At 55.7% G+C, this 23122-nt stretch carries 19 protein-coding genes; 8 read left to right on the top strand and 11 right to left on the bottom strand.

Going from position 1 to position 23122, the window contains the following annotated elements:
* Positions 1–19: 19 nt before the first annotated feature.
* Genes ACT3IC_RS13045 through ACT3IC_RS13035 form a run of 3 tightly spaced genes read right to left on the bottom strand, consistent with a single transcriptional unit; the run spans position 20 to position 4320 of the window.
* Positions 20–1207, bottom strand: a complete 1188-nt coding sequence (locus ACT3IC_RS13045; RefSeq protein WP_103822868.1) for a glycoside hydrolase family 88 protein — start codon at positions 1205–1207, stop codon at positions 20–22.
* A gap of 28 nt (positions 1208–1235) precedes the next feature.
* Positions 1236–2480: an oligosaccharide MFS transporter gene (locus ACT3IC_RS13040; RefSeq protein ID WP_197080114.1), complete on the bottom strand. Its 1245-nt coding sequence runs from the start codon at positions 2478–2480 to the stop codon at positions 1236–1238.
* Positions 2481–2511: 31 nt separating this feature from the next.
* Positions 2512–4320, bottom strand: a complete 1809-nt coding sequence (locus tag ACT3IC_RS13035) for a DUF2264 domain-containing protein (RefSeq protein ID WP_473477722.1) — start codon at positions 4318–4320, stop codon at positions 2512–2514.
* A gap of 166 nt (positions 4321–4486) precedes the next feature.
* On the opposite strand from ACT3IC_RS13035, the gene ACT3IC_RS13030 reads away from it, so the two are divergent.
* Positions 4487–5326 (top strand): AraC family transcriptional regulator, encoded by an 840-nt coding sequence (locus ACT3IC_RS13030; protein ID WP_103176978.1) that lies wholly within the window; start codon positions 4487–4489, stop codon positions 5324–5326.
* A 71-nt stretch (positions 5327–5397) separates the two neighbouring features.
* Here ACT3IC_RS13030 and ACT3IC_RS13025 read toward each other — a convergent pair whose 3' ends face one another.
* Positions 5398–6870: a Cu(+)/Ag(+) sensor histidine kinase gene (locus ACT3IC_RS13025; protein WP_103176979.1), complete on the bottom strand. Its 1473-nt coding sequence runs from the start codon at positions 6868–6870 to the stop codon at positions 5398–5400.
* Positions 6860–7543: a copper/silver response regulator transcription factor gene (locus tag ACT3IC_RS13020; RefSeq protein WP_103176980.1), complete on the bottom strand. Its 684-nt coding sequence runs from the start codon at positions 7541–7543 to the stop codon at positions 6860–6862. The genes ACT3IC_RS13025 and ACT3IC_RS13020 overlap by 11 nt, the downstream gene beginning before the upstream one ends.
* Positions 7544–7727: 184 nt before the next feature.
* On the opposite strand from ACT3IC_RS13020, the gene ACT3IC_RS13015 reads away from it, so the two are divergent.
* From ACT3IC_RS13015 to ACT3IC_RS13000, 4 genes are read left to right on the top strand one after another with little or no spacing between them, the layout of a single operon-like run.
* A complete protein-coding gene (locus ACT3IC_RS13015) occupies positions 7728–9113 on the top strand; it encodes a Cu(I)/Ag(I) efflux RND transporter outer membrane protein (RefSeq protein ID WP_103176981.1) in 1386 nt (461 codons plus the stop codon).
* 29 nt (positions 9114–9142) lie between these two features.
* The gene (gene cusF / locus ACT3IC_RS13010) at positions 9143–9493 is read left to right on the top strand and encodes a cation efflux system protein CusF (RefSeq protein ID WP_420193542.1); all 351 of its coding nucleotides are present in this window, start codon (positions 9143–9145) and stop codon (positions 9491–9493) included.
* A 40-nt stretch (positions 9494–9533) separates the two neighbouring features.
* Positions 9534–10796: an efflux RND transporter periplasmic adaptor subunit gene (locus tag ACT3IC_RS13005; RefSeq protein WP_420193541.1), complete on the top strand. Its 1263-nt coding sequence runs from the start codon at positions 9534–9536 to the stop codon at positions 10794–10796.
* Positions 10789–13935, top strand: coding sequence for a CusA/CzcA family heavy metal efflux RND transporter (locus tag ACT3IC_RS13000; RefSeq protein ID WP_325941814.1), 3147 nt, complete (start codon positions 10789–10791; stop codon positions 13933–13935). Before ACT3IC_RS13005 ends, ACT3IC_RS13000 begins: the two co-directional genes overlap by 8 nt.
* 156 nt (positions 13936–14091) lie before the next feature.
* Here ACT3IC_RS13000 and parE read toward each other — a convergent pair whose 3' ends face one another.
* From parE to nudF, 5 genes are read right to left on the bottom strand one after another with little or no spacing between them, the layout of a single operon-like run.
* The gene (parE, locus tag ACT3IC_RS12995; RefSeq protein WP_103176985.1) at positions 14092–15984 is read right to left on the bottom strand and encodes a DNA topoisomerase IV subunit B; all 1893 of its coding nucleotides are present in this window, start codon (positions 15982–15984) and stop codon (positions 14092–14094) included.
* 28 nt (positions 15985–16012) lie between these two features.
* Complete coding sequence (yqiA, locus tag ACT3IC_RS12990; RefSeq protein WP_103176986.1) at positions 16013–16594, bottom strand: esterase YqiA; 582 nt, start codon at positions 16592–16594, stop codon at positions 16013–16015.
* The gene (gene cpdA / locus ACT3IC_RS12985) at positions 16594–17421 is read right to left on the bottom strand and encodes a 3',5'-cyclic-AMP phosphodiesterase (protein ID WP_420193540.1); all 828 of its coding nucleotides are present in this window, start codon (positions 17419–17421) and stop codon (positions 16594–16596) included. Before cpdA ends, yqiA begins: the two co-directional genes overlap by 1 nt.
* A 28-nt stretch (positions 17422–17449) precedes the next feature.
* Positions 17450–17872: a DUF1249 family protein gene (locus tag ACT3IC_RS12980; RefSeq protein ID WP_003862516.1), complete on the bottom strand. Its 423-nt coding sequence runs from the start codon at positions 17870–17872 to the stop codon at positions 17450–17452.
* The gene (gene nudF, locus ACT3IC_RS12975) at positions 17869–18501 is read right to left on the bottom strand and encodes an ADP-ribose diphosphatase (RefSeq protein WP_159339938.1); all 633 of its coding nucleotides are present in this window, start codon (positions 18499–18501) and stop codon (positions 17869–17871) included. The genes ACT3IC_RS12980 and nudF overlap by 4 nt, the downstream gene beginning before the upstream one ends.
* A gap of 204 nt (positions 18502–18705) precedes the next feature.
* Here nudF and tolC point away from each other — a divergent pair, with 204 nt between their 5' ends.
* The 3 genes from tolC to ACT3IC_RS12960 all read left to right on the top strand — a co-directional run bounded on the left by tolC (position 18706) and on the right by ACT3IC_RS12960 (position 22136).
* Complete coding sequence (gene tolC, locus ACT3IC_RS12970) at positions 18706–20127, top strand: outer membrane channel protein TolC (protein WP_103176989.1); 1422 nt, start codon at positions 18706–18708, stop codon at positions 20125–20127.
* Between the two features lie 174 nt (positions 20128–20301).
* Entirely contained in the window at positions 20302–20973 is a 672-nt protein-coding gene (locus ACT3IC_RS12965) for a DUF1190 family protein (RefSeq protein ID WP_103176990.1), read from the top strand.
* Between the two features lie 2 nt (positions 20974–20975).
* Entirely contained in the window at positions 20976–22136 is a 1161-nt protein-coding gene (locus ACT3IC_RS12960) for a glutathionylspermidine synthase family protein (RefSeq protein ID WP_336998401.1), read from the top strand.
* 81 nt (positions 22137–22217) lie between these two features.
* On the opposite strand, the gene ygiD is transcribed toward ACT3IC_RS12960, so the two are convergent.
* Positions 22218–23006 (bottom strand): 4,5-DOPA-extradiol-dioxygenase, encoded by a 789-nt coding sequence (ygiD, locus tag ACT3IC_RS12955; protein WP_159339936.1) that lies wholly within the window; start codon positions 23004–23006, stop codon positions 22218–22220.
* Positions 23007–23122: the final 116 nt, after the last annotated feature.

The following is a 23122-nucleotide window of genomic DNA, read 5'->3' as shown; positions in this document are numbered from 1 at the left end:
ACGCCACCCCAGCGTTTTCTTACCAGTACAGTTTCCAGCTCTGGGTAAAGCGCACCAGCGCTTCGACGTAGAAGTAATCCCCCCAGCTGGCGCACTCGTCCACGCCTTTATTGCTGGCGAGGTGATACACGGAGTGTTTCAGCACGCCGTTGCCCTTCTCCTCTTTTCCCATCAGGTAGTGCCTGGTCAGCGAGGACATGATCCCTTTCGCCCACGCCAGATAGCGCTCGCGATCCGGGTCAGTCACCGGCAGATGCTTCACCAGCTCCAGCAGGCCGCATACCGCAATCGCCGCCGACGATGAATCACGCAGCGCGTCGGTGCCCACCAGCGCCAGATCCCAGTGGCAGACGTAATCCTCCGGCAGGCGGTTGAGGAAGTAGTTTGCCAGCCGTTTTGACAGGGCGATCATCGTCTCGTCGCCGGTATAGATATAGCTCAGCAGGAAGCCGTAAATCCCCCACGCCTGGCCCCGCGACCAGCAGGAGTCGTCCGCATAGCCCTGCTGGGTATTACCGTAGCGCGGCGCGCCGGTGACCACATCCATATAGTAGGTGTGGAAGGTGGAGGCATCGTCACGGATAAGGTACGTTGCGGCCTGCATCACATGGGCTTTAGCGGCCTCGGCAAAGCGCGGATCGCCGGTCTGCTCCGTCGCCCAGTAGAGCAGCGGCAGATTCATGTTGCAGTCGATGATCATCCGGCCAGCCTGTTCCGGGTCAGCCAGATCGCCCCACGCCTGGATGATCTTCGCCTTCTCGTGGAAGCGCTCCAGCAAAGCTTCTGCCGCCAGCAGCGAGAAGCCGCGCGCCTCGCGACTGCCGGTCAGCCGCCAGTCCGCCACGCAGGAGAGCGTGTAGAGGAAGCCGAGATCGTGGGTGTTGGTGTCGCTGCGCCCGGCAATGCGCAGGCCAAACGAGCGCGTGTGTTTTTGGGCCATCTCACGGAATTTCTCCTCCCCGCTCATCTCCCACGCCAGCCAAAGCTGCCCGGTCCAGAAGCTGGTGGTCCACTCGACGTTATCGGTCAGGGGATAAAACCCCTCTTTGCAGGTTTCTGCCGGGAATTTGTCACCGAATTCCGTTAAATGACGGCTAATCAGGTCGAGGATATGGCTGCGCGCCGAGATTAATTCATCGCTAAAGGCGCGTTCATCCACGGGCACGGGAATATCGGCCAGACGTTCCTCGGTGATACGACTTAACATAATTCGATTCCTTCTTTGACGACGTAAATTAGTGATGTTCAACAACGTTCAGCGTTTTTGCGCCGCGCCATTTGCTCTGGCAGGCGGATAACGTGAAGGCGGAAATAAGGGTAAAGGTCAGCGCCGTAGCGCCCATGATGATATAGGTCTGCTCAAAGCCGATGCGGTCATACATATAACCCGCAGGGGAAGAGACCACGACATTACCGACGTAGAGCATTGCCTGATAGCCCAGCAGATACATGGTGGCGTTCACGCGTTTATCGAAATGCTCGGCGATATATTTAAAGACCGACACCAGCAGGAGGCAGATCTCCAGACCGTACAGCGGCTTGAGAACCGAAATAAGCAGGTGCGAATCGCAGATCCCGGAAATAATCAGGCGCGCCCCGACAATCAGACCGACAATCAATAACCCACGCTTGGCGCCAATAAAATTCACGAACAGCGGGATGACCATATACATGACAAATTCCATCCCCGACTGCACGGTGCCCAGATAGCCAAAGACCGCGTTGCCCTGATGCACGTCATCAAAGAAGGTGACGAAATAGCGCGAGAACTGCTGCTCGGCGATAAACATCATCCACGCCACGCCCGCCACGTACAGGCAGAAGGCCCAGAATTTGCGGCTGCGCAGCAGGGCGTAAACATCCGCCGGAACGATTTTCTCTTTGGTCAGCACCTCACCGGCATGGGCCGAGTTGGTGTTCACCTTCAGGCTCAGGAGGACAATCAGCATAATGACCGACGCCACGCTGCCCATAATGAAGTTGTACGCAGGAGAGAGGTTAAACAGCAGGCCGGAGAACGACGATGCCACCGCCCAGCCGAGCGATCCCCACATACGGATCTGACCAAATTCCATGCCGTTCAGACGGCTGAAACGGTCGGAATAGGATTCGCACGCCGCGACGCCCGCATACCAGGCGAAACTTAAATAGAGCGCGCCGATAATAATCCCCAGCATGGTGTTGGACATTAACAGCGGCTGATAGACATAAATAAAGAACGGCGCCATCAGGGCGGACATCGCCACCACAAAATAGAGCAGGTATTTGCTCATGCCGATCTTATCCAGAATATAGCCATAGATCGGTTTCAGAATAACGGAGAAGACACCATTTACCGCAAATACGGTGCCGATCACCGAGCCGCTCAGGTTGGCTTTTTGCCCGAGCCAGATCGCCAGCAAACCAATACTGGCCGACCAGGTAAAGAAATAGAGAAAGATAAAACTGCTGATTTTGTAATATTCAGTTTTGTTGCTCATACCATCCTCGCCGATATCCAGGGTAAGGCTCTTATAAAATGAACGACAGCTTACGTTCGCTTCCGGGCGCGCAAATAACGACCCGGTTATCTTCTATTTTCAGTTGTGGTGTGTTTGCCTCTGCACGCGCTTTCCCGGAGGCGTATACCGCACTGCATAGCCAGCTCTCCCCCTGCGGGAGAGTGGTGGTCAGCACCGGAATGGCGGCGCATTCGGCAAACATGATGCTGCTGTTGGGTGGCGTCACCACGCTGTCAGGCTGACGGCTGATGACAGGCGACAGATCGACAATGACGCTGCTGCCGTTCGCGGCATTCAGATAACTGCCGCGCCCGATAAGCTGATGGTCGGTTTTCATTACCGCAAAACCGCCCTCCACCGTCTGCAACGTGCGGGCGCTGTTGATGCGGTGCAGGCGCAGATGCCACTCGCCAAACGGCACCAGCCAGCTCTCAATGTGGACGTCGTGCCACGGCGACCAGCGCGAAAAGATGAAGTTCTCGTCGACGCGGACCGCCTCGCATTCACGGCGTCCGCGGAAGTAGTTATCACCATCGGCCAGCAGCAGCATGGAGTCGCAGGCAGCATGCTTGATGCCGAAGCGTCCGCGCTCGATGGTGAACCCAAAGCGGCTGGAGTAGGCAAATTTGGTGTATTTCGCCTCGGTGTTCACATAGTTGTTCAGCTCCAGCTGTCCGGCGGTGAGCATCGTGACGTGATCCGCCTGCATCAGGATCTGCTGGGCATGGGGAATGAGGCGCTTTTCGGCAAGCGCAGGTAATGGCTGCTCTTCTGCCTGCCAGAACGGATGGCTCTCCGGCAGGGCCAGAATCAGGTAGGTTTTCAGCGCCCAGTAAGGCGAGCCGGGGGAGTTATAGTCCTCGCACATCGCCAGGTTCGGGTAGGCGAAGCCAAGCGTCAGGATCCCGTCGCGATCGGTCATCGGCTGCTGCTGCCACCAGCGCAGATGACGGAGGATGATCCCTTTCACAACCCCCGGCGTGAACACCTCCAGCCCGGAAAAAGCCACCGCGCTCCAGAAGGCGACCATCGCGAAGCGGTAGGTCAGGCTGCGGCCAAAGGGCACCGAGGCGCCGTCGGCGGCGGACATATAGATAAAATCTTCCGCGAACAGGCGCGAACGCTGGCGCAGCACCTCTGCCCTCGCCTCATCACCGCTCAGGGTGGCGTAGATCAAACCGTAAAAGTGAAACGCCATTGAGATGTAGTAGTCCTTTGGCCGTCCCGGACCGTCGGAGTACCAGCCGTCCCCCAGATAGTAGGTCTCCATCATGGCGAAGCGGCGATCGATGGCCTGCTGGTCGTAGGGCAGTCCGGCGCGCTTAAAGCCAAGCTGGACCATGATGGCGAAGTAGTTCCAGTTGCTGTCCGGCATCGTCGCGTCGGTGATCTGGTTCAGCCAGGCGTGCAGATTCATCAGCTCACGTTCGCTAAACAGTTCAGTAAGTTTGTCCTGTAGGAGCGCCAGCCCGAGGCCATAGGCCGCCATCTCCACCAGACGCTGGTCATAAGGCCCGGCTTCGCCCCAGTAGCCTGCGCTTTGCGGATCGGTGCCCTGCTTAATGGCGGTGAGGTACTTATCGCTGAACGGCGTACTGTCGCCTGCGGCCATCAACGGAAACAGCCCCCATAAGATCCGGGAGAGCCCCTCCATCTGCGCCACATCCCGGGCGTAGTGCGCGCAGGTATCGCCCAGTGAAAACCGCGAACTCCCCGCCGGAAACTGATTATCTACCGCCGCAAGCCACATGTTCAGGGCCGCCACCAGATCCTGGCGGGATGACAACGGATTTGATTTTTCTTTATTTGCCGCGCACATACGCTTGTCCTCGCAATCAACTGCGGCAAAGCATAGTTAATCAACAAGGTGCAGAAATGTTAGCCGGGTCACAGGAGTGAGAGATGAATAAACCCGCAGTTGAGGAAATTTAAAATGGTGGTTTATAAAGAGGAAAGAAAAGGGAAAAGTTGAGTTTTATTGCACTATGCGCGAGACACCTACGCCGGAACACCTTGAGCTCATCACCCTGAACGATACCCTCGTGTCGTTCAGTCGTCTGTTCGCCAACACCGTGCGCTATCACCACTGGCATCAGTGTCTGGAGATCCTCTATGTCGAAGAGGGCTTTGGCGTGGCGATTGTCGATAACCGCCACTACACCATGCGCCCGGGGAGGCTGTTTTTCTTTCCCCCCTTTACCCTGCACAAGGTGATGGTCGACCCCCAGGCCGAAGCGAACTACCGCCGGACCATTATTCATCTCGATCAGCATGCAGTAATGAAAGCCCTGCGTGATTTTCCCCAGACCCAACAGCGACTCCAGAAGCTGTCCCAACGGGGAGGAGAAGCCTGGGTAGCGGACATGGCCCACTGCCACAGCCATATCGATCATCTCTTCAGCTGCTACCCGCCGCCGTTGAACGGCGAGCGCATCGCCAGCCTGCTGATTAGCCTGTTCGCCATGCTGCCGCACGATGACGAAGGCCAGCCCGGCAACAGCCACGGTATCGCCAGCCAGGTAATGTTCTGGCTGGATGAGCACTACCAGCATAAGTTCAGTCTTGATGCGCTGGCAGACGAGCTGGGTAAATCCCGCAGCTACGTATCACGGAAATTCCATGCGGAGACGGGAGAGAAAATTCACGATTACCTGAATACGTTACGATTACGCAAAGCCTGTGAGAGCCTGCTGCATTCAGACGCCAGCGTGCGGGAGATTGCCGCGCGGGTGGGGTTTTCAGACGTGACCTACTTTATCAGCGCGTTTAAAAAGGGGATCGGAGAGACGCCCTTACAGTACCGGAAGAATCATCTGCAGCCCTGAGACACACGGCTGCGCGCTCATGTTCATTCATCTCTGAAAAAATGACAGCATAGTGATACTTTTCCTGTTCATCATAACGGCGGATTAATGGCCCCTGACTGAGCAGGCAGCATCAGAATAAAGCGCGTCGAGGTTTTATCTGACTCAACGGATACCCGTCCATTATGGGCAGTAATAATGGATTTAACGATCGCCAGACCGATGCCGCTGCTGTTTTCATCTTTTCGCTGACGAGAGGGATCGACCCGATAAAAGCGATCGAACAGCCGGGATAAATGCACAGGCGCTATAGGCGTGCCCGGGTTTTCCACACTAATATGCACTTCCCCTTCCCCTGAGCGCAGGTGAACGGTAATGGTGCTCCCGCGTGGGGTATAACGGATGGCGTTTGACAGTAAGTTGCTTATTGCCCGACGCAGCATCAGCGGATCGCCCTCCACCGGGGTGGCCTGCCCCTCCAGGCTTAGCGCTACTTCGCGTTCCTCGGCCAGAGCTTCAAAGAAGTCGAAAACCGTGGCGATCTCCGTCGCCAGATCCAGCTTCTCTTTTTCCGGGATCAGCTGGTTATTATCTGCCTGGGCGAGAAATAGCATATCGCTGACCATTTTCGACATGCGTGAAAACTCCTCCAGGCTGGAGTAGAGCACTTCCTCCAGCTCTTTCACGTTACGTGGCTGGCTGAGAGCTATTTCGGTTTGCGTGACAAGATTAGTGATCGGGGTACGCATTTCATGAGCAATATCGGCAGAAAAATTGGACTGCCGGTTAAAGACATCTTCTATACGCTCAATCATATGGTTAAAAGAGATCACCAGCCTTTCCAGCTCAATGGGCACATTTTGGTTATTTAAGCGGACACCGAGATCGGCCGAGCTAATATTTTTGATCTGCTGACTTAAACTGCGGATAGGTTTATGCCCCTGATAGACGGCAAACAGCACAATAAAGATCACGATAATGCTGATTATCGACGCCATTATCATCAGCTTGTTTTTGAGGTCATTGATATAATGCAGATGAAAATTGATCGATAGCGCCATCAGTAAATTATAGGCGGGCGTGCCATCTGCTTTTTTGCCGATGGGTAGCATAATTATACGCCAGGCGCTGTGCTGCGCCTGCGCACTATCAGCCATTCCCTGGTGCGGGGCGGGATCACGCCATAAGAGCACATGTCCGGCACGCAAATCTCTGCCAGGGGCGGGATCGTTGAGAAGGGTGTTCAAATCGGGTCCGGTTGAGGACTGAAAAACCGGACGATTATCCCTATCCAGCAGCAAAACAGAGATATTGGCGAAGCCTGCCACGACATTTTGCAGGATTTCCAGCCGCTCTTTTTCCGGCTCCTCCTGATGGCTCAGTACCGTTTCGAGGGTGAAGCCTATCTGCTTCAAATCATGAATATCGCGCTCTTCGAAATGTGCCTTTACGGAGTGGATCATTACCCAGGTGAAGACAAAAAAAGAGGCAATGGTGGCGAGGCTGATAAAGAACGTGAGCCGCGTGGCCAACGAAAAAGGCCGGGGGGAGCGCCTAAAGATCATCTGGCACCTCAAGCATATAGCCTACACCGCGCACGGTCTGGATGAGCCGTGGTTCAAAATCGTTATCAATCTTGCCCCGCAACCTTTTCACCGCCACGTCGATGGCATTGGTATCGCTGTCAAAATTCATGTCCCAGACCTGAGATGCAATCAGCGACCGGGGCAATACTTCGCCCTGATGACGAATGAAGAACTCCAGCAAGGTAAACTCCTTGCTGGTCAGCGTGATGCGCGTTCCGTTGCGCGTTACCTTACGGCTGACCAGATCGAGGGTCAGATCGGCTACCTGAAACTGGCTTTCGACCATCACCGCCGCGCCACGACGGAGTAACGTCTTTACCCGGGCCAGCAGTTCGGCAAAGGCAAAAGGCTTAATCAGATAATCATCAGCGCCCAGCTCAAGCCCTTTGACCCGATGTTCAATGGTGCCCAGCGCGGTGAGCAGGAGAATGGGCATCCCTTTGTTGGCCGTGCGCAGCATCCTGACAATATCCCAGCCGTTCACATCCGGCAGCATAATGTCGAGGATCAACAGATCGTAATCTGCGGTCATTGCCAGATGAAAACCGTTCAGGCCGTTGTCTGCCAGATCGACAATAAACCCGGCCTCTTTCAGCCCCTTAGTCAAATACTCGCCGGTTTTTTTCTCGTCTTCGACGATCAGAATTTTCATGACGTTCTCTCCCTGCCCTGCGCTGCGAGCCTGAGATTTTAGGCATCCCGGATTCGATAGCAAAGGCATATTCCGCTTAATGACAGCTTTGTCATTTTCCTGTCACCCGTCAAACAGAGTCCGGAACGTAAAGTACCCGTCGTTGAACTACCCCCTTTAAGGATCCGCCCGGGCGAGAAAACCTATGCGTAAATTTCAATTAATGACGCTCAGCGTAAGTTTTATTCTGACCGGCTGTCTTTCGCTGGCACCGGAATATCAGCGCCCGTCCGCCCCGGTGCCGTCGCAATTCTCGCTCAGCCAGAATGCATTAGTGGCTACAACGCCGGGTTACCGGGATAGCGGCTGGGGGGCCTTTTTTGTCGATCCGCACGTCAAGGCTCTGATAGACGAAGCGCTGGTAAATAACCGCGATTTGCGAATGGCGGCGTTGAAAGTAGAGGAAGCCCAGGCGCAATACGGCGTAACGGATGCCGACCGTTTTGCGCAACTGACGATGGATGGCCGTAAAACAGTGAGCGGGAGAGTGGACGGGAATGCATCGACCACGGGGGACTATGAAGCAGGCCTCAACCTTAGCTTCGATCTGGATTTCTTTGGCCGCTTAAAAAATCTGAGTGAAGCTGAGCGTCAGGCGTATCTTGCCAGCGCCGAAGCTCATCGGGCGGTACATATTTTACTTATCTCGAATGTATCGCAGGCCTATTTCAATCAGCAGCGGGCCTGGGCCCAGCTCCAGGTGGCCCAGGAGACGTTAGCCAACTATGAGCGTGCTTATACCTTTGTTGAGAAGCAACTGCTGACAGGCAGCACCAGTGTGCTGGCACTGGAGCAGGCGCGTGGCGTCATAGAGAGCACCCGCAGCGATATCGCCAGGCGGCAAGGGGAGCTGGTGCAGGCCGATAACGCCCTGCATCTGCTGCTGGGTACCTGGAACCCGCTGCCGAAGAATGGCTATCGCGAGGATATTGCAAATAATGGCGTAGTATTACCGCCAAATCTCTCCTCAAACATTTTATTGCAGCGCCCGGATATCATGCAGGCTGAACACGAACTGCTGGCGGCCAATGCCAATATCGGTGCCGCCCGCGCCGCTTTTTTCCCGTCCATCACTCTCACCAGCGCGTTATCCAGCAGCAGTACCGAGTTATCCAGCCTGTTTTCTGCGGGCAGTGGGATGTGGAATTTTATCCCCAAAATCGAGCTGCCTCTGTTTAATGCCGGACGTAATCAGTCGAACCTCAGCCTGGCTGAAATTCGTCAGCAACAGTCGGTAGTGAATTATGAAAATAAGATCCAGACCGCCTTTAAACAGGTTGCGGATGCGCTGGCATTACGCCAGCACATTAGCGATCAGATTGCGGCGCAGCAGCGCTATCTCACCTCGCTGCAGATAACCCAACAGCGCGCCAGAGGCCTCTATCAGCATGGCGCGGTCAGCTATATCGAAGTGCTGGATGCCGAACGCGCCCTGTTTACCACCCGGCAGACCTTACTCGACCTTAACTACGCCCGTCAGGTAAACGAAATTACGTTATTCACCGCTCTCGGCGGCGGCTGGATTGAATAACCCCCTTACTTCACTCAGGAATTATCACGATGAAAACGCTCTCTACCGCACTCTTTTTCGGCCTCTGTTCCGCGACCCTGTTCAGCGCGCACGCCAGCGACAGGCATGACATGGCAAACATGCAGCCCACCGCGGCAACGGCAGAGCAACATCCGGTGGTCAACGCCACAGGAGAAGTCAAACATATTGATATGCAAGAAAAAAAGATAACCATCGCCCACGGACCTGTCGCGGCATTGAACTGGCCAGCAATGACAATGCGTTTCACCCTGACCCCCACGACGCACCTGCAGGATATTAAACCGGGCGACAAGGTTAAATTTACCTTTGTGCAGCAGGGCAACATCTCGTTATTACAGGATATCCACACCCAGGATTAATTTCGCCAGATACGGTGCACTGAGCGTGAATGGAATAACTATGATGCCTTTCAACATTAAAAACACAGCACTTATTGTCGGTGGCGCGATCCTGGGCGGGAGCATTACCGCGGGCATTGCTTTCTCTATTTCAGCTGCGCATTCGACCACGGAAGCTCCCGCCACAGAGCAGCACCGGCAAGTGCTGTTCTGGTATGACCCGATGTACCCCAACACCCGCTTTGATAAACCAGGCAAGTCACCCTTTATGGATATGGATCTGGTGGCGAAGTATGCCGATGAAGAGGGAGGGGAAACCCCTGCCCCTGGCATTCGCATCGACCCGACCCAGACACAAAACCTCGGCGTAAAGGTGGAGTCGGTTCGCCAGGGGCCGTTGCAGTATCAGCGGACCTTCCCGGCCAATGTCAGCTACAACGAATATCAGTTTGCTATCCTGCAGGCACGCTCAGCGGGCTTTATTGAGAAAGTCTATCCCCTGACCGTGGGGGACAAAGTGCGCAAAGGGATGCCGCTGGTGGACATGACTATCCCGGACTGGGTTGAAGCACAGAGTGAATATTTACTCCTGCAGGAGACTGGCGGGACAGGTACTCAAACTGAAGGGATCCTTGAGCGCCTGCGGCTGGCGGGTATGCCGGACGAGGCTGTACGGCGTCTCATCTCCAGCCGCAAAATTCAGACCCGCTTCACGTTGAAAGCGCCTATTGACGGGGTGATTACCGCATTTGATCTGCGCAGCGGGATGAACATCGCTAAAGACAACGTAGTCGCCAAAATCCAGGGTATGGACCCGGTGTGGATCACAGCCTCAGTGCCAGAATCCATCGCCTGGCTGATTAACGATACATCACAGTTCACGTATTCTGTGCCGGCATGGCCGGATAAAACGCTCTCCGTGAAGAAATGGTCGCTGCTGCCGAGTGTGGATGCGGCAACCCGCACGCTCCAGCTGCGCCTGGAGGTGGATAACCCGGACGAGACCCTGAAACCGGGTATGAATGCCTGGTTAAAACTCAACAGCCAAAGTCAGCCCATGCTGTTAATTCCTTCCACCGCGTTAATCGACAGCGGTGATGAGCAACGGGTTATTACCGTTAATAGCGAGGGGCGCTTTGTCCCGAAATTGGTTGAAGTGTTCCATGAATCCCAGGGTATCACCGCCATTCGTACCGGACTTACAGAGGGTGAAAAGGTCGTGTCGAGCGGCCTGTTCCTGATCGATTCAGAGGCAAACATCACAGGCGCGCTGGAGAGAATGCGTACCACCGGCCATTCGCACGAAGGGAAAGCAAATGATTGAATGGATTATTCGCCGTTCGGTGGCTAACCGTTTTCTGATGTTAATGGGCGTAGCGTTTCTCAGCATCTGGGGTACCTGGACAATCCTCCACACCCCGGTTGATGCCTTGCCGGATCTCTCTGACGTACAGGTGATCGTAAAAACCCAGTATCCGGGCCAGGCTCCGCAACTGGTAGAAAATCAGGTCACCTACCCAATCACCACCACCATGCTCTCTGTGCCAGGCGCAAAAACGGTGCGCGGCTTTTCGCAGTTTGGTGATTCGTATGTGTATGTCATTTTTGAAGAGGGTACCGATCGGTACTGGGCGCGCTCCCGGGTGCTGGAATACCTCAACCAGGTCCAGGGCAAACTGCCCGCGGGCGTAACGGCAGAAATGGGTCCGGATGCCACCGGCGTAGGCTGGATCTTTGAGTATGCGCTGGTGGATCGCAGCGGCAAACACGATCTGGCTGAACTGCGCTCTTTACAGGACTGGTTCCTGAAATATGAGCTGAAAACTCTCCCGGATGTTGCCGAAGTGGCGTCGGTGGGAGGCGTGGTTAAAGCGTACCAGATCGTGGTCGATCCTCAGAAACTAACCCAGTTCGGCATCAGTCTGGCGGAGGTGAAAGCCGCAGTGAATGCCTCCAATCAGGAGGCGGGGGGTGCCTCTGTCGAGCTCTCTGAAGCCGAGTATATGATCCGGGCCAGCGGCTACCTGCAAACGCTGGATGATTTCAATACCATCGTACTAAAAGCTGGCGTCAACGGTGTACCGATTTATCTGCGTGACGTGGCGCGGGTGCAGACTGGACCGGAGATGCGCCGGGGTATCGCTGAGCTTAATGGCGAAGGAGAAGTGGCCGGGGGCGTGGTGATCCTGCGTTCCGGTAAAAATGCCCGGGAGGTGATCTCCGCGGTCAAAAATAAGCTGGAGACGTTAAAGCAAAGCCTGCCGGAAGGGGTGGAGATTGTCACCACTTACGACCGCAGCCAGCTTATTGACCGGGCCGTCGGTAACCTGAGCCATAAACTGCTGGAAGAGTTCATTGTGGTTGCCCTGGTCTGCGCCCTGTTTCTCTGGCATTTGCGCTCCGCGCTGGTGGCGATTATTTCACTGCCGCTTGGCCTGTGCTTCGCCTTTATCATCATGCGTTTTCAGGGAATTAACGCCAATATCATGTCCCTTGGCGGCATTGCCATTGCCGTTGGCGCGATGGTGGATGCCGCTATCGTGATGATCGAAAATGCCCATAAGCGCCTGGAAGAGTGGCAACACCAGCATCCGGGCCAGAAGCTACGCAACGACACACGCTGGCAGGTGATCACCCAGGCGTCCGTTGAGGTTGGACCGGCGCTGTTTATCAGCCTGTTGATTATCACTTTGTCCTTCATTCCGATCTTTACCCTGGAAGGCCAGGAGGGACGCCTGTTCGGACCGCTGGCTTTTACCAAAACCTGGTCGATGGCGGGGGCTGCCCTATTAGCGATCATGGTGATCCCGATCCTGATGGGATTGTGGATCAGAGGCAAGATCCCGGCGGAAACCAGTAATCCATTGAACCGCCTGTTGATCCGCCTGTATCACCCCCTGTTGCTCAAAGTGCTGCGCTGGCCGAAAACGACCTTACTGGTGGCGGTGCTGTCGGTTTTGACCGTCATCTGGCCGCTCAATAAGATCGGGGGGGAGTTTCTGCCGCAAATTAATGAAGGCGATCTGTTGTATATGCCCTCTACCCTGCCGGGCATTTCCGCTGCGCAAGCGGCGGCGATGTTGCAAACTACCGATAAACTGATCATGACCGTGCCGGAAGTTGCGCGCGTTTTTGGCAAAACCGGAAAAGCGGAAACGGCAACCGACCCGGCACCGCTGGAGATGGTGGAAACAACCATTCAGCTGAAACCTGAAGATCAGTGGCGACCAGGTATGACGATGGACAAGATCGTGGCCGAGCTGGATAAAACGGTGCGCCTGCCGGGGCTGGCAAACCTCTGGGTACCGCCCATCCGTAACCGCATTGATATGCTCTCGACCGGGATAAAAAGCCCTATTGGCATCAAAGTCTCCGGTAGGGTTCTGGCCGATATCGACGCCACAGCAGAGCAGATTGAAGGGGTGGCCAGAACCGTGCCGGGGGTCACCTCGGCTCTGGCAGAGCGTCTGGCTGGCGGGCGCTATATCAACGTGGAGATCCAGCGCGACAGAGCGGCGCGCTACGGTATGACCCCAGCCGACGTGCAGCTGTTTATTACCTCCGCCGTCGGTGGGGCCATGATTGGCGAAACGGTGGAGGGCATTGAACGCTATCCTGTTAACCTTCGCTATCCCCAACGCTATCGCAATAGCCCGGAACAGCTGCGTCAGTTGCCCATCCTGACCCCGATGAAACAGCAAATCACCCTTGGGGATGTCGCAGACGTAACGGTCTCAACAGGCGCGTCGATGCTCAAAACAGAAAACGCGCGTCCCACAGGCTGGATTTATATTGATGCCCGCGATCGTGACCTGTTATCAGTAGTTAACGACCTGAAGCAGGCGATTGCTGAAAATGTGCAGTTAAAACCCGGCATCAGCGTAACCTTCTCCGGGCAGTTTGAATATCTTGAGCGCGCCAGCCAGAAGCTGAAATTGATGGTGCCGATGACATTACTCATCATCTTTGTGCTGCTGTATCTGGCATTTCGTCGCGTTGGTGAAGCGTTACTGATCATTACCAGCGTCCCCTTTGCCCTGGTGGGCGGGTTCTGGTTCCTGTTATGGATGGGGTTTCACATGTCGGTAGCCACCGGTACTGGCTTTATTGCGCTGGCCGGGGTAGCCGCGGAATTTGGGGTAGTAATGTTGATGTATCTGCGCCATGCCATCGAGGCCGATCCATCTCTGGACGATCCACGCACCTTCAGTACTGTAAAACTGGACGCTGCGCTGTATCAGGGGGCGGTTCTGCGTGTGCGGCCTAAAGCGATGACGGTCGCGGTGATCCTTGCCGGTTTGCTGCCCATTCTATGGGGCGCTGGCGCAGGCTCGGAAGTGATGAGCCGGATTGCTGCCCCGATGATTGGTGGCATGATCACGGCACCACTGCTGTCGCTGTTTATTATTCCGGCGGCCTATAAATTGATGTGGCTGCACAGGCACCGTCGCGCCCGCGTTTAGAAAGACTTTTCCTGGGCCTTTACCCGTTTGCGTTATTCAGCAGCTAACGCGGCGGATAAAGGCCTTATGAAAAGAGAACTCGCTGGTCAGCGATCGCTACGGGAGAGGCTCTGAGCAGCGATCTGCATCCGCAGTGAGGTCAGCACGGTAATGCCATCAACCCTCGATATCTGCCAGGTCGCCCTTCTCCTGCAGCCAGTTGCGGCGGTCTTCCGAGCGCTTCTTGGCCAGCAGCATATCCATCACCGCAGTGGTCTGCTGCTCATCTTCATCGCTGATGGTGAGCTGCACCAGACGGCGGGTATTCGGATCGAGCGTGGTTTCACGCAGCTGCAACGGGTTCATCTCGCCCAGCCCTTTAAAGCGCTGCACGTTAGGTTTGCCCTTCTTGCGTTTAAGCTGCTCCAGCACGCCCGCTTTCTCTTCTTCCGTCAGGGCGTAATAGACCTCTTTACCGAGATCGATACGGTACAACGGCGGGAGTGCCACATAGACATGGCCGTTTTTCACCAGCGTGCGGAAATGCTTCACAAAGAGCGCGCACAGCAGCGTGGCGATGTGCAGACCATCGGAGTCCGCATCCGCAAGGATACAGATCTTGCCGTAACGCAGCTGGCTGAGATCTTCGCTGTCCGGATCAATACCGATCGCCACCGAGATGTCATGCACCTCCTGCGACGCCAGCACCTCATCGGAAGAGACTTCCCAGGTGTTAAGGATCTTACCCTTCAGCGGCATGATCGCCTGATATTCACGGTCGCGCGCCTGCTTGGCCGACCCGCCCGCAGAGTCCCCTTCCACGAGGAACAGCTCGGTGCGGTTCAGATCCTGTGCGGTACAGTCCGCCAGCTTGCCCGGCAGCGCAGGGCCGCTGGTGAGCTTTTTACGCACCACTTTCTTCGCCGCGCGCAGACGGCGCTGGGCGCTGGAGATCGCCATTTCGGCCAGCATTTCTGCGGCCTGCACGTTCTGGTTCAGCCACAGGCTGAAGGCATCTTTCACCACGCCGGAGACAAACGCCGCGCACTGGCGTGAAGAAAGCCGCTCTTTAGTCTGACCGGCAAACTGCGGATCCTGCATCTTCACGGAGAGGACGTAGGCGCAGCGCTCCCAGATATCTTCCGCCGACAGCTTCACGCCGCGCGGCAGGATGTTGCGGTATTCGCAGAACTCACGCATCGCGTCCAGCAGCCCCTGGCGCAGGCCGTTCACGTGCGTGCCGCCCTGCATGGTCGGGATCAGGTTAACGTAGCTTTCAGTCAGCAGCTCGCCGCCTTCCGGCAGCCACAGCAGCGCCCAGTCCACCGCTTCCGTATCACCGGCAAAATTACCGATAAACGGTTTTTCCGGCAGGGTTGGCAGGCCGTTAACCGCTTCGCCCAGATAATCATTCAGACCATCCTGGTAGCACCAGCGCTGCTCGCTGTTGTTGACCTCATCCTTGAAGGTAATTTCTACCCCAGGGCAGAGCACCGCTTTCGCTTTCAGGATGTGCGTTAAGCGAGAAACCGAGAAACGCGGGCTGTCGAAGAAGCTCTCGTCCGGCCAGAAGTGGACGCTGGTACCGGTATTACGTTTCGCGCAGGTACCGATCACCTGCAAATCCTGCACTTTATCGCCGTTCTCAAAGGCGATGTTGTAGACCTGGCCGTCGCGCTTAACGGTCACTTCAACGCGTTTGGAAAGGGCGTTCACCACGGAGATACCTACCCCGTGCAGACCGCCTGAGAACTGGTAATTTTTATTGGAGAACTTACCGCCCGCATGCAGGCGGCAGAGGATCAGTTCAACCGCCGGCACACCCTCTTCCGGGTGGATATCGACAGGCATGCCGCGCCCGTCGTCGATCACTTCCAGCGACTGGTCGGCATGCAGAATAACGTCAACGCGTCTGGCATGACCCGCCAGCGCTTCGTCGACGCTGTTATCAATTACTTCCTGGCCCAGATGGTTTGGGCGCGTGGTATCGGTATACATCCCCGGACGGCGGCGAACCGGCTCAAGCCCGGTGAGTACCTCAATGGCATCAGCGTTATAGGTTTGCGTCATGATTTAAACTAGCAATTCGCAGCGATTGTCAGAGGCTGTGCAGACCGAGAAAATCGACAATCTGGGTGAAATGATCCTCAAAGCCCGTGAAAGCGTGGTTGCCACCCTCTTCTACAGTCTGGCGGCAGGAGGCGTAATACGCCACTGCCTGGCGGTAATCCAGCACTTCATCACCCGTCTGTTGCAGCAGCCAGATAAGATCTGGCGCTTCCAGCGGATCAATCTGCATCACTTTGAGGTCGTAAATATGGCGAGACTCTAGCACATATTGCTGTCCGGTGTAGGGGTTCTCGTTGTGCCCAAGATAGCCCACCAGCAGCTCAAAAGGCCGCACCGCTGGGTTCACCACCACGGCGGGCAGCATAAAGCACTGAGAGAGCCAGGTGGCGTAGTAGCCACCAAGGGAAGAGCCCACCACACCGAAAGGCTCGCCGCCGTGCGCCATGACGATGGTCTCCAGCATCTCGGCAGCGTCAGCCGGGTACGGCGGCAATTGCGGGACGATCATCTCGACGTCGGGATGATGAACCTCCAGCCATTGGCGAAACAGCGTCGCTTTTGCCGAGCGCGGGGAGCTGTTGAACCCGTGCAGATAAAGGAGCGCAGACATCAGTAGCCTTCTGAAGCGGTATCCGGGCGGAACCGGGTGCCTTCCAGGCGGCAGACTTCGGTGGTCAACGAGCCGTCGGCATGCAGTTCCAGCCAGCGCCAGCCTGGCGCAATGGTATCTAACGTGAAGTTCGCGCAATGCGGTTTGAACTGCACGCAGGTAGAAGGCGTAGCCAGCAGGCGACGACCGTTCCAGTCGAGATCCTGCTCCTGATGGATATGCCCGCAGAGCAAGTGCTTCACCCGCGGGAATTTTTCCAGCACCTGATCCAGGGCGGCGGAGTTGCGCAGACTGTGCTGATCGAGCCAGCTACATCCTGCCGGCAGCGGATGATGATGCAGTAAAAGCAGGGTGTTGCGCTCCGGCTCAGCCGCCAGTTTCCCTTCCAGCCACTCCAGCTGAAAATCGCTCAGCTCACCGTGCGGCACGCCGAAGACCTGGCTGTCGAGCAGCAGAATCTGCCAGTGGTCGCCGGCGTAGACCCGTTTAGCGGGCGAAATGCCTGAATCCTGAAGTGCGCTGTACATCGCAGGTTGAAAATCGTGGTTTCCCGGTAACCAGACGCAGGGCGCGTGAAAGCTCGCGGTACCTTCAGCGAAATGCTGATAAGCCGCGGCGGTTTGGTCCTGCGCCAAATCGCCCGTTGCGACTATCAAATCGCATTCGCGCTTCTGGCCATGAATGGCTTCCAGAACAGCCTGATAACTCTCCCAGGTATTCACACCTAACAGGGTTTCATGCTTATTGGCAAACAGGTGAGTATCGGTAATTTGTAATACCCTGACTGGCGCCCCACCAGCAACAGTCAGGTTCAACAGGCTTTCCAAATGGTGTCCTTAGGTAGGTTTCACGACGCTAACAAACCGGAATCGCCATCGCTCCATGTGCTAAACAGTATCTTAGCCAATCAGCCAGAAACTGATTAATTTGATGCTTTTCGTCACGTTGATGCAACTTTTTATTTGGGTAATCATAACGCGCTTTGAAGCGGAAGATCTGCTGACTTGAACACACTTCAGCGACCATCGCGTCATGGTACAGCCGCACCGTCATCGACGGCAGGCTCCAGTAGCTGATGGAAGGTGCCGTTTGTTCAATCTCCACCAGCGTAGTGTAACGGGTTGATTCCGTAATCGTTAACCGATACTGCGCGTTGCTCACCTGATAGCTCACTGTTTCGCCGGGCGCGTCATTACGCGGCAGCAAACGGCGCAACTGGGCGAAGTTGGTTTCGCACAGGCGCATCATTTCAGGGAAGTCAGGTGTATAACGCTTCATTTTTTCCACTCGTTTCTTAATTCCTGATAGTGCAGCTGTAGCCATTGCAAAGCGATGACAGACGCCGCGTTGTCGATTTTCCCCTCTTCTACCCATTGATAAGCCTGCTCCCGACTTACCACATGAACACGAATATCTTCGTTTTCATCAACCAGACCGTGAATCCCTTGCGCGGTCGTGGCGTCCACTTCGCCTACCAGAACCGATAAACGCTCGCTGGTGCCGCCAGGGCTTGCCAGATAATTCGAAATCGGTTTTGTACGCCCAACCATCAGCCCGGCCTCTTCCATCGCCTCGCGACGGGCGACCTCATCCGGGGTCTCGCCTGCTTCAACCATCCCGGCTACCATCTCCAGCAGCCACGGGCTTTCGCTGGTATCCAGCGCGGCAATGCGAATCTGCTCTACCAGTACCACTTCATCACGCACTGGGTCAAAGGGTAGCAAGACTGCAGCATGCCCGCGCTCAAAAATTTCGCGCCGCACTTCGCCACTCATTTCGCCGTTAAACAGACGATGGCGAAAACGGTATAATTCCAGTGAAAAAAATCCGCTGTAGAGCGTTTCTCGTGCAATAATTTCTACATCGTTTTTTGTAAAAGTCACTGGCAACTTCTCTGGTTTATCCATGTTTGCATCCTGGTATAAATGGTGGCGTTAAGGTGAAATTCAATTCTGCTAAAATGCGGTTTCTACAACAGTATGGTAAATTGGTGCAAGTTACTGCCGCATGGCACGGAACGCCAACCTTTTGCAGTGGCGAAGTCTGCTAGAATCGGTAGATATTTTTTAAATTAGATCAGCGCTAACTAAGCTTCACAACAAGGAAAGCAAATGAAGAAATTGCTCCCCATCCTCATCGGCCTGAGCCTGACGGGTTTCAGCGCGGTGAGTCAGGCAGAGGACCTGATACAGGTTTATAAGCAGGCACGTCTGAGTAATCCGGAACTGCGTAAATCCGCCGCCGATCGTGATGCTGCATTTGAAAAAATTAATGAAGCACGCAGCCCATTATTACCACAGCTGGGTTTAGGTGCAGACTATACCTATAACAACGGTTACCGTGATGCTAACGGCATCGACTCCAACGTCACCAGCGGTTCACTCCAGTTGACCCAGACGCTGTTTGATATGTCTAAATGGCGTACCCTGAGCCTGCAGGAGAAATCTGCCGGTATTCAGGATGTGACCTATCAGACCGACCAGCAGACCCTGATCCTGAACACGGCCACCGCCTACTTCAGAGTGCTGAGCGCTATCGATACGCTCTCCTATATTGAAGCGCAAAAACAAGCTATCTACCGTCAGCTCGATCAGACCACCCAGCGTTTTAACGTGGGCCTGGTCGCCATCACCGACGTGCAGAACGCCCGTTCGCAATACGATAACGTACTGGCGAACGAAGTGACCGCGCGTAACGACCTGGATAACGCCGTTGAACAGCTGCGTCAGGTCACCGGTAACTATTACCCACAGCTGGCTTCCCTGAACGTTGATCGCTTCAAAGCCGAAAAGCCGCAGGCGGTGAATGCCCTGCTGAAAGAAGCTGAAAACCGTAACCTGAGCCTGCTGCAGGCCCGCCTGAACCAGGATCTGGCCCGCGAGCAGATCCGCCTGGCACAGGATGGCCATCTGCCAACCCTGAGCCTGAGCGCCTCTACCGGGGTGTCAAACACCAGCTACAGTGGTTCACGAACCAGCGGAGCCCAGTACAACGACAGCGACGTTGGCCAGAATAAAATCGGCCTGAACTTCTCTCTGCCAATCTATCAGGGCGGCCAGGTCAATTCGCAGGTCAAACAGGCGCAGTACAACTTTGTCGGTGCCAGCGAGCAGCTTGAAAGTGCGCACCGCAGCGTTGTGCAGACCGTGCGTTCCTCCTTCAACAACGTGAATGCCTCTGTCAGCAGCATCAATGCCTATAAACAGGCCGTAGTGTCTGCTCAGAGCTCGCTGGATGCGTCAGAAGCGGGTTACGCGGTCGGTACCCGTACCATTGTTGACGTGCTGGACGCGACCACCACGCTCTATAACGCCAAACAACAGCTCTCCAATGCCCGTTATAACTACCTGATTAACCAGCTGAACATCAAGCAAGCGCTGGGTACGTTGAACGAGCAGGATCTGCTGGCGCTGAACGGCGCTCTGGGTAAACCTATCTCCACTACCCCAGAGGTTGTGGCCCCGGAAAATCCACAGCAGGCTGCCTCTGCTGATGGCTTAACCGCCGCCGCTGCGCGTACCACCAGCAACTAATGATGTCATCCGGCCAGGGCTATCCTGGCCGGGTATTATCGCGCTGCCCGACAAAAAAACGTAAGCCAACGTAAAGATCCCCCAGTTTCGCCCCCATCGCTTCAATTTCCACCACTCATCCTCTATTCTGAGCGTTATTTTCTGTGTTTTATCACTGGGTCCTGGAAGACGATCATGAAACGGACAAAATCCATTAATCACGCCACGTTCCGCAAAAGCTGGAACGCGCGTCACCTCACTCCTGTCGCCCTGGCGCTGGGCGCCGTGTTTATGCTGGCAGGCTGTGAGCAAAGCGACGAAACGGTTTCGCTCTACCAGAATGCCGATGACTGTGCCTCCGCCACCGGCAACAAGGCAGAGTGTACTACCGCCTACAACAATGCCCTGAAAGAGGCCGAACGTACCGCGCCGAAATATGCCAGCCGTGAAGACTGCGTGGCGGAATTTGGCGAAGGTCAGTGCCAGCAGGCGCCTGCTCCGGCTCAGGCGGGCACGGCGCCAGAAAACCAGGCGCAGGCGCAATCCAGCGGCAGTTTCTGGATGCCGTTGATGGCCGGTTACATGATGGGCCGACTGATGAGCGGCGGCGCGGGTTATCAGCAGCAACCGCTGTTCAGCTCTAAAAACCCGGCCAGCCCGGCTTACGGCCAGTATACCGATGCCAGCGGCAAAGGTTACGGTGCTGCCCAGCCAGGCCGCACCATGACCGTTCCGAAAACCGCTATGGCGCCTAAACCGGCGACCACCAGCACCGTTACCCGCGGCGGCTTTGGTGAATCTGTTGCCAAACAGAACACCATGCAACGCAGCGCGACCGGCACCTCAACGCGCTCAATGGGCGGCTGATAATGGAACGAGTCAGTATTGTTGAGCGCCCGGACTGGCGCGAAAAAGCCACCGAATATGGTTTCAACTTCCACACCATGTACGGCGAGCCGTACTGGTGTGAAGATGCCTACTACAAGCTGACCCTCGCCCAGGTTGAAAAACTGGAAGAGGTGACGGCGGAGCTGCATCAGATGTGCCTGAAGGTGGTGGAAAAGGTGATCGCCAGCGATGAGCTGCTGACTAAATTCCGCATTCCGAAGCACACCTGGGGCTTTGTGCGTCAGTCATGGCTGACCCATCAGCCGTCGCTCTACTCCCGCCTCGATCTGGCGTGGGATGGCACCGGCGAGCCTAAGCTGCTTGAGAACAACGCCGATACACCAACCTCCCTGTATGAAGCGGCCTTCTTCCAGTGGATCTGGCTGGAAGATCAGCAGAACGCAGGCCATCTTCCGGAAGGCAGTGACCAGTTCAACAGTCTGCAGGAAAAGCTGATCGCGCGTTTCGCTGAACTGCGCGAACAGCACGGCTTCAACCTGCTGCACTTTGCCTGCTGTCGTGACACGGTCGAAGATCGCGGCACGGTACAGTACCTACAGGACTGCGCCGCCGAAGCGGACGTTGCCAGCGAATTTCTCTACATGGAAGATATCGGGCTGGGTGAAAAAGGCCAGTTCACCGATCTGCAGGACCAGGTAATCAGTAACCTGTTCAAGCTCTATCCGTGGGAATACATGCTGCGCGAAGTCTTCTCTACCAAGCTGGAAGATGCTGGCGTGCGCTGGCTGGAGCCGGCCTGGAAGAGCATTATCTCCAACAAAGCGCTGTTACCGCTGCTGTGGGAGATGTTCCCGGACCATCCAAACCTGCTGCCCGCTTACTTCGCGGAAGATGACTATCCGCAGATGGAGAAGTATGTCAAAAAGCCGATTTTCTCCCGCGAAGGCGCCAACGTATCGATTATCGAAAACGGTAACACCGTGGAAGCGGTAGAAGGTCCGTATGGCGAAGAAGGGATGATCGTCCAGCAGTTCTGTCAGTTACCGAAGTATGGCGACAGCTACATGCTGATCGGCAGCTGGCTGATCAACGATCAGCCAGCCGGGATTGGTATTCGTGAAGATCGGGCGTTGATCACCCAGGATCTGTCGCGGTTCTATCCGCATATCTTCGTGGAGTAGCCTGTGGTGCCGGGTGGCGGCTTCGCCTTATCCGGCCTACATCACTCCGCAGGCCCGGTAAGCGCAGCGCCACCGGGCGCTTTACCCCACCTGCACCGACAACATACTCAAGCTGCCCATCTCAATGCCGTCCACCGGTGTGGAAACGGGCTCCTGACCATCCCACGCGCCCAGGACATAGAGCAGCGGCAGGAAATGTTCCGCCGTCGGGTTTGAGAGCGAGCCGCCTTCATGCGCCAGATAGTTCACCAGGGGATGTTCTTCAGCCGGCCCCTGCCAGGTCAGGTTTGCTTTCACGTAATCGTTAAACGACGTTGCCCACGGATAGGGCGTGTTTTCTCCATGCCAGCGGGCTGTGCGCAGGTTATGCACCACGTTACCGCTGGCTACCAGCATGATGCCCTCGTCACGGAGCGCGGCGAGCTTACGGCCCATCTCAAGGTGCCACGCCGCCGGTTTGGTACTGTCGATGCTAAGCTGCACCATCGGGATGTCGGCATCCGGGTACATCTTGATCAGCACGCCCCAGGAGCCGTGGTCAAAGCCCCACGCCTCTTTATCAAGGATGACCGGGAGAGGCGACAGCAGCTCTACCAGCCGCTGCGCCAGGGCCGGTGATCCCAGTGCCGGATAGTGCGTGTCGTACAGCGCCTGCGGGAAGCCGCCAAAATCATGGATCGTTTTCGGCGTTTCCATCGCGGTAACACCGGTGCCACGGGTAAACCAGTGTGCAGAAATCACCACGATTGCTTTCGGACGCGGCAACGTCTCTCCCAGATGACGCCAGGCGCGGGTATAGACGTTATCCTCCAGCGCGTTCATGGGGCTACCGTGGCCCAAAAACAGTGCTGGCATACGAGAAGATGTCATGATGATATCCTTACACAAGCTGTCGATTTGATAGCTTTACCTTACCCGTTAACAGGATAAGATGAACTCTGATAACCATGATGAAGATCATCAGGAAATTTGAATGTAAGGGATCT

It is taken from the genome of Leclercia sp. GHBNCSD, assembly GCF_055805075.1.
Note: the sequence above shows the minus strand (reverse complement) of the source record. Positions and strands in the feature narration are given on the sequence as shown.